9 protein-coding genes are annotated in these 11,796 nt (G+C 42.7%); 5 read left to right on the top strand and 4 right to left on the bottom strand.

Translation table 11 applies throughout. The features are described 5' to 3' along the window. Nucleotides 1-134: 134 nt before the first annotated feature. The 3 genes from NSTC731_RS33670 to NSTC731_RS33660 form a co-directional block, all read right to left on the bottom strand. Nucleotides 135-2,273, bottom strand: coding sequence for a TIR domain-containing protein (locus NSTC731_RS33670; protein WP_445628752.1), 2,139 nt, complete (start codon nucleotides 2,271-2,273; stop codon nucleotides 135-137). 397 nt (nucleotides 2,274-2,670) lie between these two features. Further along, nucleotides 2,671-3,309 (bottom strand): hypothetical protein, encoded by a 639-nt coding sequence (locus NSTC731_RS33665; protein ID WP_445628751.1) that lies wholly within the window; start codon nucleotides 3,307-3,309, stop codon nucleotides 2,671-2,673. A 69-nt stretch (nucleotides 3,310-3,378) separates the two neighbouring features. Then, entirely contained in the window at nucleotides 3,379-3,648 is a 270-nt protein-coding gene (locus NSTC731_RS33660; protein ID WP_445628750.1) for a toll/interleukin-1 receptor domain-containing protein, read from the bottom strand. 258 nt (nucleotides 3,649-3,906) lie between these two features. Here NSTC731_RS33660 and NSTC731_RS33655 point away from each other — a divergent pair, with 258 nt between their 5' ends. Both NSTC731_RS33655 and NSTC731_RS33650 read left to right on the top strand, forming a co-directional pair. Further along, on the top strand, nucleotides 3,907-5,178 hold the full coding sequence (locus NSTC731_RS33655; protein ID WP_445628749.1) for an urease accessory protein UreH domain-containing protein: 1,272 nt from the start codon (nucleotides 3,907-3,909) through the stop codon (nucleotides 5,176-5,178). Then, the gene (locus tag NSTC731_RS33650; RefSeq protein ID WP_445628748.1) at nucleotides 5,153-5,854 is read left to right on the top strand and encodes a hypothetical protein; all 702 of its coding nucleotides are present in this window, start codon (nucleotides 5,153-5,155) and stop codon (nucleotides 5,852-5,854) included. The genes NSTC731_RS33655 and NSTC731_RS33650 overlap by 26 nt, the downstream gene beginning before the upstream one ends. Nucleotides 5,855-6,002: 148 nt before the next feature. On the opposite strand, the gene galE is transcribed toward NSTC731_RS33650, so the two are convergent. Continuing rightward, complete coding sequence (gene galE / locus NSTC731_RS33645; RefSeq protein ID WP_445628747.1) at nucleotides 6,003-7,001, bottom strand: UDP-glucose 4-epimerase GalE; 999 nt, start codon at nucleotides 6,999-7,001, stop codon at nucleotides 6,003-6,005. 625 nt (nucleotides 7,002-7,626) lie between these two features. Between galE and NSTC731_RS33640 the strand changes: the two genes are divergently transcribed. From NSTC731_RS33640 to acsF, 3 genes are all read left to right on the top strand, one after another. Continuing rightward, a complete protein-coding gene (locus NSTC731_RS33640; RefSeq protein ID WP_445628746.1) occupies nucleotides 7,627-8,277 on the top strand; it encodes a hypothetical protein in 651 nt (216 codons plus the stop codon). Nucleotides 8,278-8,522: 245 nt separating this feature from the next. Next, on the top strand, nucleotides 8,523-10,274 hold the full coding sequence (locus NSTC731_RS33635; RefSeq protein WP_445628745.1) for an ABC transporter ATP-binding protein: 1,752 nt from the start codon (nucleotides 8,523-8,525) through the stop codon (nucleotides 10,272-10,274). Nucleotides 10,275-10,528: 254 nt separating this feature from the next. Next, nucleotides 10,529-11,584: a magnesium-protoporphyrin IX monomethyl ester (oxidative) cyclase gene (gene acsF / locus NSTC731_RS33630; protein WP_445628744.1), complete on the top strand. Its 1,056-nt coding sequence runs from the start codon at nucleotides 10,529-10,531 to the stop codon at nucleotides 11,582-11,584. Nucleotides 11,585-11,796: the final 212 nt, after the last annotated feature.

The following is an 11,796-nucleotide window of genomic DNA, read 5'->3' as shown; positions in this document are numbered from 1 at the left end:
TATCAATGTAGCGATCGCTAGTGGTAATTCTTAGGAAATAAAAACATAAAATATCTGAAAAAAGATTATTTTGTATTATTTTTTATCAAAATGCTTGAGTAATGAAGAAGCAAGTCAATAATTCCCTAACTACATTAACAAGTAGGGGAATTAACTATACAAAACTTAAGCTCACTATTGTTTTGATCGGGCTTGGTTGGTTTAATTGGAGTAACCAAAACCCTAATGTTTTTTTCTTGGCGATCGCCATTTTCTTCAAAACTTACTGTTAAGTCACTAACTACGCTACTTTTTGTTGGACTAAAAGTAGATAAATTATCTTTTATGCTTGATCGATTGTTTTGTACTCCTGACTTTAGTAATATTTTGACCAATATTTCAGTTGCTTCATACGCCATAGCAGTTCTATAGTTTACGTTACCGTACCAGTACTGTTCTGCTGGCGTAGAAAAAACATCTGCTCCAGGCTGATTAGGATGCCAGTCAACAGCAATAATCAAGCGATTGTTGAGTTGTAAATCTTTAAGATTATTCAAGGTTTCCATCTGATAAAGCGAATTTGCACCCAGGATCAACTTATCTGTCTTCTCGATCACCTCAATTGCTCTATAAAATGAATTATTACTATCCTCTGTTTGACCATCAGGAAAAACAGCTAAAGCATCAGCTTGTTTGCTTTTTCCTAACTCTTGTGTCAAACTAAAGTTCGGTGCTGATAGTGAAGAGACACCAATAACTCTTCCTTTTTTATCTTTTTCTAAAACTTCTTTAAACTGTTTAAATAGAGATTTACTGAATTCTTCTTCAGGGTTGTAAAAAACAACAACTTGAGGATTAGGTTTTCCACTATTATTCAATAAGTGAGTGACAAGAGACTCGGCTTCTACTTGCGTTGAAGAGACAGTACGAAAAAACACTTTGTTATTGTCTCTACATTCTAAGCGCATACCAAACATGGTACTACCTGGAGAAATCACAACAAGATTGCCTTTGCTATATTGTGGTAGGGCAGAGCAGGTGCTACTAGAAGCATAGTGTCCTACAACAGCAATAACATCTTTTTGATGATTGGCGAGTTCAGTTGCTATGTTCTTAGCTTGAGATTTATAGTTGCCATCATCAGCAATTAATACTTGTAAATTTAACTTTGAATCTTCTGGCGCATTAACAGCTTTATCTTGTGCCTGAGCAACTCCAAGTAAAATCTGACTCCCGGCGGCATATTTTTTCATCGGAGCCGCAACAGCAATTGTATAAAGAGTTGATTCTGGTCGAGCCTTATGATTCTGTCGTGCTTGAGCGTTGTTGCGAAATATCAAGATTTCGGGATCTTTTAAAACTGCTAAAGCCGCATTTTTTTCAGGGTTTTTACCAGAAGTATCATTACGATATCTCTCTACAACAGTTTTGGCATTTTCTCGGATTCCCTTAAATATGTCAGATGCTCCCTTATAGTCTTTGTCTCTGAATACTTGCATCCCTGACAACTTCTGATCATAGTAATATTTTGCTGTGACTGATTTATCCTGTCCAGGAGCAAGCAGAGATTTTTCCCCGAAGCTAATGAATTCTTCCACATTTGGACTATAGGAAATTAGATTTAATATGAACGGGAAAGCAATCAAGAGAACTAACAGACTGACAATTGCCAAGCCCACCCGGACAAAGCGGTAGTGTCTGCGGAATAACGGAATCTTGAGTATTCTAGTAATCTTATTTAGCCATGATCCTTTGGGAGGTGGTACAACAGGGACAGGAACTTTAGTAGGTGGAGGGGGTGGAGGTTGGCGTTTCTTCCGTATACCTTCAACTACCCGTCGAATTTCACGCGCTACATCGGTTAAAGAATCATCAATTGAACAGCCCTGACGGACAACAGGTTTACCATCTTTAGGCAAAGCCTGAAGATTTATAAGAGGCGGATGTTTCCAATCGCAGGGACGAAGAATAACAGGGATGACACAAATTTCACCACGCCTGTGTCGCTCCAGTGCGAGGGACATCTCATTGTTGTAACAATATTTTGAGGCAAGAAAACCTGCGCTAACCAGTAGTAAGACAATATCTGCTGCCCTCAACTGATCTTCAATTTCATTTTGCCAGTTTGACCCAGGCTCAATCATCCGGTCATACCAAATTGTAATATAACCCGAATTGATAAGACCAGCGAGATGATCTACCAATTCACGCCGCAGCGAGTCGTCCTGGCGAGAGTAACAAAAAAATACATTAAGCCCCTCATCTACTACCCCAGAGAATGAGAGTGAATTCATTTTAGTTCTAAATCTAGTAGCGATTATTCTGGCAATGACTGATTATACATTGAGACTCTTTAGGTGGGAATATGGGGTTTTATATAAAACAAAAATATTTAGCAAATTTAATATGGCTGAAGTACAAGTTCCCATACTTACTTAAACACTTGTTTTAAATAGCACATTTTAAATTTATAACAAGTGTTTAAGAGATGCTCTTATTTACTAACTTAGTTGTGTCTAGGGAAGGTATTATCGACCACCTACTCCAAACAAGCGTTTAAATTCTCTGTTGGATAAGCTTTTGGCTTATTCGTTTGGCATCTTGCTCAATCAGCTTTTGGTAAACTCCTTGATTTAGTATAAATTATTTGTGCAAGAGTTTTTTTATAGATTGACCCTGATGACAGAACATTCATGTTGAGCCTTGTTGCAATGGTCTTAGCAAGATATCCCAAAAGTACTCAGCGGCTCCTTGTTGAGACAATAATTTCTTCACATTCTGTTGGCTTGGAAAGGAAGCCATTCCTAATGGTTGCACAAAAAGAGCGTATCCATCATCAACTATAGACATAGATTCATTAATACTATTGTCACTTCCTGAGGCATTTGAGGAATATGCAATATCGTTTCCATAAAGATGGCTAGTTCCTCTTATCCAAATTCGACATTGAGTAGCTTTCTTTCCCGCAATGTAGACAATAGCCGAAAAATGATTTGCATCTATACGTTTAAAATTTGTACCCACTTCTGGATTTCGGTTGGATAATTCAGCAAGTGAATTCTCAAAAAAGTTGGCTATGTATTCAAACAATTCCTCCACAAATTGATCCCTCTCTCGATCAAAGAATGTTCTGCGAATACGGAGATTGCTCGATCTTGGTATATCCAAAATTTGTGGTTTGACAGCAGAACCACTGTAACTTATGCTTGGTGGCGTGGAATCTTGACGGAGTTGTAAGCGAGTAATTGTCCGTTTTATAGCGTTGACTACTTCAAGAAAAGCATCATCTTTATCGGGGAATTTTGTGATAGGCTTGCCATCAGTTGGCATAACCAAGAGCTTGCCAAATGGTGCACTGCGCCAATCACATGGACGCAGAATGACTGGTAAAATGTGAGATTATCCCTGCTCATGCTTTTCCATTGCACGTTGCATCTCAATATCATAACAATAATTGGAAGCTAGAAAATCTGAACTGACTAATAAAAGAATGATGTCTGCTTCTTCCAAGTTTTTGCTTATTGCCTTATCGAATTCCTCACCAGCAGTTATTCGCCGATCATGCCACGTCTCAATGAAGCCTTGCTTTTTTAGCATAGCAAGATGAATTTCCAACTCATCGCGCAGGGTTTCATCCCGATGTGAATAAGAGAAAAAAATTGTAGCCATTCGACGATTATTAATTAAAGCAGGTATTTACTTATGATTAATACCTTTATATCTTATACCAGTACAAAAGAACTAATTCTTTAAAGTAAACATCAAGTTTGACAACTTGTCTTTTGACAGCGATCGCAATTTCACCTACAGTTCCGCACTAGAGGAGTCCTGAGTACTGAGCAAAAAAGAAAAGAATTTCTTAATTACTTCTTCAAAATCTTTATTCTTACATTCAGGACTCATGACTCAGAACTCGGAACTTTTTTTATGGTAGATTTGTTGCTGATCGCAATCCTGGGGTTCCTGGGAAGTTTTGGACACTGCTTTGGGATGTGTGGCCCGCTAACAGTGGCATTTTCTCTGTCTCATCAGCCGAAAAGTCCAAAAACAGTCTCTTTGGGACGGACATTAACCTTAGAAAAGCCCGATACTTGGCAACAGCAATTAAAATTTCATATCCTGCTAAACCTGGGGCGGATGTTGAGCTATGCTCTAGTCGGTGCTGGCATTGGGGCGCTAGGTTCGGTATTGCTACAAGGTGGACAGCTAGCGGGTGTTGGCAGCGAGTTCCGGCGCTGGATGGCAATTCTGACTGGTGTGATGTTGATTTGGTTTGGCTTAGGACAGGTAAAACCCGATTTACTACCGCGTATTCCCGTATTACATCCCCTATTGCAAGGTAGTTTACACGATCGCCTCAGCAGCGGAATGGTTAAACTTTCCTTAAAAACCAAATGGTGGACGCCAATGCTTTTGGGGATGACTTGGGGTTTAATGCCCTGTGGTTTCCTGTATGCTGCCCAAATTAAAGCCGCTGAAACTGGCAATTTATGGATGAGTACAGCTACTATGCTGGCTTTTGGCTTGGGAACCTTGCCGACAATGCTAGGTGTAGGCGTTTCCACATCTTTGGTAAGTAAAGACAGGCGCAGTCAGTTGTTTCGATTAGGCGGTTGGGTAACACTCACCATTGGCGTTATCACCTTGCTGCGGACTGGTGACACAATGGTAGATTACACCGGACACGCTGCCTTAATCTGCTTAATTTTGGCATTAATTGCGCGTCCGATTAGTAGCTTGTGGGCTTCACCACTCCGTTACCGCCGCGGCTTGGGAGTAGGATCTTTTGTGCTTTCTGTGGTTCACACCTTCCACATGATAGAACACTCATTGCAATGGAATTTTGCCGCCTTTTCGTATTTGCCGCCAGAATTTCAGTGGGGGATGGCTGCGGGTGCTGTAGCATTGGTATTAATGTCCCCCGCCGCTTTTACAAGTTGGGAATCGTTGCAAAAATCTTTGGGCAAGCGTTGGCGACAGATTCATCTATTGGGTGTGCCAGCCTTGCTCTTGAGTGCCATTCATACTGTGTTGATTGGTTCCCATTACCTGGGTTCCCTGCAATCAACTTGGGGAAATAAATTAGCGGCAGTACTGATGGTAATGATTACTCTCAGTGTCTTGCTAGTGCGATCGCGCTTTTTCTGGTCAAAGTTAGCCGTAGAAAAGTTTTATGTTCCCCCAACCAAATCGCGGTAAATCATCCTTATTTTCTGGCTCCATTTCAACGAGTCAAAAACAGAAGCGTTACCCTCAAAAAGGTATTTTCTGGAAAAATCAAGGAACGATAAAGTATTTATTATTCTTGAGTTGCTTAGTTATATCAATAACTAATCTTTACCCTGCTTTTGCTCATAAGGTTGAAGTAGCCTCAGATGTTGGCGGCACTCTCCACATTGAACCAAATGATAATCCCCGTGCTGGAGAAGCAAGCCAAGCCTGGTTTGCACTTACCCGCAGAGGTGGAAAGGTGATTCCTCTGTCACAGTGTAATTGTCAGTTGGCTGTTTATGCCGAACCTTATGCAGCCGGAGAGCCGCCGCTATTAGAACCACAGTTACAACCTGTGGCAGCCGAACGTTATCAAGGCATCCCAGGTGCAGATATTACCTTTCCCAAACCAGGTCTTTATGAGTTGCAACTAAATGGAAAACCTGTTTCTGGGGCAAGATTCAAACCCTTTGAATTCAAATTTGAAGTGACTGTGGCAGGAGGCGGGTCTACACAAAATACACAAAATGTGCGAAATGTCAATGGCGATCTAGTAGAGGGTCAATCTCAACAATTACCAACTTGGGCGATCGCACTGCCAATTCTCGGATTTATCGGCATCTTAGTTGTCGTCATGCAAAGTATGAGGAGGGGAGGGGAGTAGGGAAGAGGCAGGGGAGTAGGGGGGCAGAGGAGCAGGGAGCAGGGGGACAAGGGAGACAAGGGGGACAAGGGAGAATTATTGAATAAGTCTCTCCCTTGTCTCCCCCCTCTTCCTTGTCTACCTTGTCTCTTCTTCATGCCCAATGCCCTTACTTATGTCGCTTCTGATGCCACTGCCACGCGTCAGCGACGATATCTTTGATGGATGGATACTGAGGTTGCCAGCCTAAAATGGTTCTAGCTTTCTCGCTGGTGCCAATGAGAACTGGGGGATCGCCAGGACGGCGATCGCGTTCTTCTACTGGTATCGAAATTCCTGTCACCTCTTCAACTGCGGCAATGACTTCTCTAACGGAGAAGCCGCTGCCATTGCTCAAATTAAAAACTTCGCTATCGCCACCTTTTAATAAATATTCCAATCCCAAAATATGGGCATCTGCTAAGTCGTTAACGTGAATATAATCGCGAATACACGTACCATCGGGCGTTGGGTAATCAGTACCGAAAATTGAAATGGATTCTCGTTTCCCTAAAGCTGTCATTAGCACCAAGGGAATTAAATGGGTTTCTGGGTTGTGATCCTCGCCCAGTAAGCCATCGGGATTAGCTCCAGCAGCATTGAAGTAGCGAAAACGCACTGATTGCAAACCGTAAGCAACATCAAAATCAGAGAGAATCCTTTCTACCATCAGCTTTGTAGCGCCATAGGGATTAATCGGATTTTGGGGATGGGTTTCTGGAATGGGCACGAATTCCGGCACCCCGTAGGTGGCACAGGTAGAAGAAAAGACAAATTTCTTTACAGATGCTGTCAGCATCGCTTCTAACAAGGTCAAAGTACCAAGGACGTTATTGCGGTAATATTTGGCCGGATCGCTCACCGATTCTCCTACGTAGGCATAAGCAGAAAAATGCATTACTGCGGCAATATCGTGGGTTTTAAATACACGATCCAGCAAGGCGCGATCGCTTGTGTCCCCAATTATCAGTTCTACCTGTAAAACCTCTTCTACTAGATCGCGATGTCCATAGACTAGATTATCAAGTATGACAACGCCATAACCCGCTTTCTTCAAAGCAAGCACTGTATGAGAACCAATATATCCAGCTCCCCCCGTTACCAGAATAGTAGGCTTTCCAGGCGACATAGTTTTTCCTTTTGAGTTGATTACTTAATTAATTTAGTTTACCGGTACCAGATTACTCTTCTGGAAAATTATAAATAATAGACGCAGTGTCAAAAAATTGCACTAAAATCACTACGACGGTAGTCATTGGGTGTGAGGTTTGAGAAATTTTAAGTCAAACAGTACGATTACAATTTGACAATAAAATAAATCCATTTCCCGAAACCTCTAGGTTGAGCCTTACGGGTGACGCTTATCACGTCGCTATCAGTAAGAAGTCGCCAGTTGTTTTATGTATGGTTTCCCTGCATGGCAGTCTTTTCTGGGGGCAACCCCGATCGAAACGGACTGCCTCTCCTGACGGAGACGCTACGCGAACACCACCACACTGGCTCACCGAAGAGGCAGAGGGGAAAGGGGCAGGGAGCAGGGGGGAGCAAGCCCTTCCTCTCTGCGACAAGCGTTGCGGAGCATGGGTACGTTCGCGGCGCGTCTCGTTGGCGCAGCCTCTCGCAGAGAAGAGAAGCCCCGCCCCTCCGAGGCGCTCTTGCTGGGGCAAAGTACAAGCTCCGAGTCTTCCCCCTTTCTCCCTGCTCCCTGCTCCCCTGCCTCTTGTGACTGCACCAGAAAATTTGAGAGTTAGTCTATGTTTCTATTGTTAAGCCGGGTACTGCTGTGGCTGCTGATTGGCACTATCGTTTATTCTCTGTTCCAGCGATTTTATCCCTCTGGAACTTTTGTCGGACGATTAATCTTAGTCGTTATCTTGGTAATCGTAGCCCTGTCATTTCTTAACCCTAATGAACCTGCTGTGGCGTCGTTGTGGAGGATGCTATCTTTTCCACTCAAGCCTCTAGGAGCCTCTGTTTTACTGATGATTCTTGCCGCTCAGAAAATCAAAGGAGGTGGAATAGACAAACCAGGAGGATACTTGATCGGTTGGGCACTGACGATTTTGCTGTTGGCAAGTACACCAGCAGTCGCCTATTTCCTTTATAGAGCACCTCTAGCAATGACGGGTGAAACATCTGTTGCAACTGCTACACTAACATCTGGGACACTGGTAGCATTAGGGCAACCCGCCACAGCGAATATCTCAGATGTAACGGGGGATAACATTCTTTCTTATAATTTGAGAGTGCCTCCCTATTTATTACAAGGAAGTCCTCAAGATATTCGCACACGCGGTTTACGACTTGAAGACTTTGTACCAAATTCGGAAACGTTGCAATTGACAACAAGAACTTGGGAAAGTTATCTGGTTGAAATTTACAGGTTCTTGCGTGTTCAGCGGTAATAGGCAAGAGAACAATACTTAGTTCGTAGTCAGCGCTTGAGCGCTTAATTCAATGCCTAAAGTCCTGACTACGAACTTATTTCTTCATTAAAGTTGCTGTGGTGGACTACTAGTACCGAATGGCAATAGCTATCCAGTTAAAAGAGGTAACAAAAGCTGAATTTATCACAAGCGATATTTCCTCTTCATAGCTGCCTTCTGGGACTAGCAGTTAATCTAGATGATAAAGTTGCACAATTGCTTTAATGGCAAAATCTCGACGAATCGCTAAACTCAGTGCTTACCTACGACCCCATTGGCGGGAAGCCTCCTTGGGCATTCTCGCTTTGTTGTCTGTCAATGCACTGGGTGTTTATATCCCTTGGTTGATTCGTGCTGGTGTTGATAAACTCTCGACAACCTTCAGCTGGAACCAAATACTACATTACGTAGTAGTTATTGTCTTGCTCAGTTCGGCAATGTGGCTAATGCGGATGGCATCACGCATTTGGCTATTTGGGGTGGGGCGTCAGGTAGAATTTGACCTGAAACAACGGATTTTTGAACACTTACTGAAACTGGAGCCTGGTTATTTTGCCAGTAATACTGCTGGCGATTTGATTAGTCGCGCTACTAGTGATGTGGAAAATATCAAGCGGTTATTGGGTTTTGCGGTCTTGAGTTTGGCAAATACGATGTTTGCCTACGCCCTGACACTGCCAGTAATGCTGACAATTAGTGTGGATCTCACCCTAGCCGCCCTGGCAGTATACCCTTTTATGCTCTTATTGGTGAGTCTGTTTAGCGATCGCTTACGCAAACAACAAGCAAAAGTCCAAGAGCAACTCTCTGACATCAGCGAACTCATCCAAGAGGATATCAGTGGCATTGCTTTAATAAAAATCTATGCTCAAGAAGCAAACGAGCGTCGAGCTTTTGCCAAGAAAAATCAGCAGCTATTGACTGCTAACCTGGAATTGGCAAAACTCCGCAATACACTGTTTCCGCTAATTGGTGGGTTAGCTAATATCAGTTCGCTGGTAATCATCTGGCTAGGGTCGGCACGAATGTCTGCTGGGACACTTCAGGTTGGCGATTTTTTAGCATTATTAATTTATGTAGAGCGTCTAGTTTTCCCTACTGCTCTTTTAGGATTCACAATTACTGCCTACCAACGCGGTGAAGTTAGTATCGATCGGCTTGAAGCTATTCTCTCTGTCACACCAAAAATTCAAGATGCAGCCGATGCCATACATCTGCCAGTGGCTGAACTCAAAGGCGAACTGACAGCTAAAAATCTCACCTACAGTTACCCTGGTTCTACGACTCCAGCTTTAGCAAATGTTAACTTTACCATTGCTGCTGGAGAAACTGTCGCGATTGTTGGGGCAATTGGTTCGGGGAAATCTACTTTGGCCAATGCTTTACCGCGCTTGTTAGATATTGAATCAGGACAATTGTTTTTAGATGGCGTAGATATTACTAAGATCGCTTTGACAGATTTACGAGGTGCGATCGCCTACGTTCCTCAAGATAGCTTTCTATTTAGCACTACAATCAAAAATAACATTCGCTACGGCGATCCAGTTAGCGAACAACAGCAGGTAGAATCTGTCGCTAAACTTGCCCAAATTGAATCTGAAATTCAGAATTTTCCCCAGCAATATGAAACTATTGTTGGCGAACGCGGTATTAATCTTTCTGGCGGTCAACGCCAACGTACTGCTTTGGCTCGAGCAATGTTGGTCAATGCTCCAGTATTAATTTTGGATGACGCTCTCTCTAGTGTAGATAATCAAACAGCTACGAAAATCCTCAAAAATCTTTCTAGTGGTACTGAACGTAAAACAGTAATTTTTATTACGCACCAATTATCAGCGGCAGCGGCAGCTGACCGAATTTTTGTCATGGAGAAGGGAAAAATTGTGCAGATCGGAAATCACTTAGAACTTTTACAACAACAGGGGTTATACAGAACTTTATGGAGCCAGCATCAAGTTGAAGAATTACTGCGGTGAAGGAGGAAGGGAGCAGGGAGCAGGGGGCAGGGGGCAGGGAGCAGGGGGAGCAAGGGGAGAAGAATAATTAGTCCCAGAGTTCCCATTACTCACCTTCAAGCTTGGCTGAAATTCGGGAATCCTGGGCGCGGCCCGTTGAAGAAAAATTCAGAAATTCCGACTTTACTGAAGGATTGTAAATAGGTCTAGCAAAATAATTGCATTTGTCATAGCTTTATAGTTATAGAACTATTGACTCGATCGCCTCATCACTCATGGTTAACACCCTACCCAAGCCAGAAACTAAAACCCCCAGCAAAGAAACTGTACTCACCCCCCGGTTTTACACTACAGATTTTGAAACCGCAGCCAAGCTGGATTTGTCTGCCCAGGAAACGGAATTGCAGGCGATGTTGACAGAAATGCGGACAGACTACAATCGGCACCATTTTGTCCGGGATGAAGCGTTTGAGCAGTCTTGGGAACACATTGACGGTGAAGCAAGGCAGGCGTTTATAGAGTATTTGGAACGTTCTTGCATTTCTGAGTTTTCCGGCTTCTTGCTGTTCAAAGAATTATCCCGCAAGCTGAAAAATCGCAGTCCAGTGCTAGCGGAAATTTTTCAAATGATGGCGCGTGATGAAGCCCGCCATGCCGGATTTCTCAACAAAGCAATGGCCGATTTTAAACTCTCTCTTGATTTAGGTGCTGTTACTAAAACCCGCACTTATACATTTTTCCCAATTGAATGGGTACTTTACACCGTTTACCTCTCAGAAAAAATCGGCTACTGGCGTTACATTATTATTTTCAGGCATCTAGAAAAGCACCCAGAAAACCAGTTTTATCCGATATTCCGCTACTTTGAGAGCTGGTGTCAGGACGAAAACCGCCACGGAGATATATTCAAGGCATTATTGCGTTCTCAACCCCAACTCTGGAACACCTGGAAATCTAGGCTGTGGAGTCGCTTTTTCTTGCTATCAGTATTTGCTACTCACACCCTGACAGTTCATGAACGTTCTGGGTTCTACAAATCATTGGGACTTGATGCCACAGAATTTGATATCCAAGTTGTCCGCAACACCAATGAAACCGCAGGACGGGCTTTTCCTGTAATGTTGAATACCGAACATCCCCAGTTTTTCCCACGTCTGCAACGCTGTGCAGGTTATAACTTGAAAATTGCAGAGATTGAAGGCAGTTATAATCCGAAATTAATGAAGCTAATTCGCAAACTACCTTTGATTGCAGCAATTGTTTGGAATCTGCTGTTAATTTACCTCATCAAACCAATTGATGCTGAAGCCCTGCGGGGAACGGTTCGTTAGCTATTTATTAGACATCTGCTTGTGAAATTAATTATGTGTTCTGAATAACGCATAATTAATTTCCCTAGATGTCAATTTTTGAATATTTGGGTAGCTGAATAATGACAAAACTAGACTAAAGTCTATATATAAGTATGTTAATAAAATAGTTAAATTTTTGTATAAGTATCTAGGCATAAACAAATTTCAAGTTTGTAGTAAGGACTTTAGTC

It is taken from the genome of Nostoc sp. DSM 114167, assembly GCF_052692655.1.
Note: the sequence above shows the minus strand (reverse complement) of the source record. Positions and strands in the feature narration are given on the sequence as shown.

Coding starts and splice junctions, on each gene's coding strand:
- NSTC731_RS33670 (WP_445628752.1), bottom strand. CDS start 2,273: ATGAATTCACTCTCATTCTCTGGGGTAGTAGATGAGGGGCTTAATGTA.
- NSTC731_RS33665 (WP_445628751.1), bottom strand. CDS start 3,309: ATGCCAACTGATGGCAAGCCTATCACAAAATTCCCCGATAAAGATGAT.
- NSTC731_RS33660 (WP_445628750.1), bottom strand. CDS start 3,648: ATGGCTACAATTTTTTTCTCTTATTCACATCGGGATGAAACCCTGCGC.
- NSTC731_RS33655 (WP_445628749.1), top strand. CDS start 3,907: ATGGTAGATTTGTTGCTGATCGCAATCCTGGGGTTCCTGGGAAGTTTT.
- NSTC731_RS33650 (WP_445628748.1), top strand. CDS start 5,153: ATGTTCCCCCAACCAAATCGCGGTAAATCATCCTTATTTTCTGGCTCC.
- galE (WP_445628747.1), bottom strand. CDS start 7,001: ATGTCGCCTGGAAAGCCTACTATTCTGGTAACGGGGGGAGCTGGATAT.
- NSTC731_RS33640 (WP_445628746.1), top strand. CDS start 7,627: ATGTTTCTATTGTTAAGCCGGGTACTGCTGTGGCTGCTGATTGGCACT.
- NSTC731_RS33635 (WP_445628745.1), top strand. CDS start 8,523: ATGGCAAAATCTCGACGAATCGCTAAACTCAGTGCTTACCTACGACCC.
- acsF (WP_445628744.1), top strand. CDS start 10,529: ATGGTTAACACCCTACCCAAGCCAGAAACTAAAACCCCCAGCAAAGAA.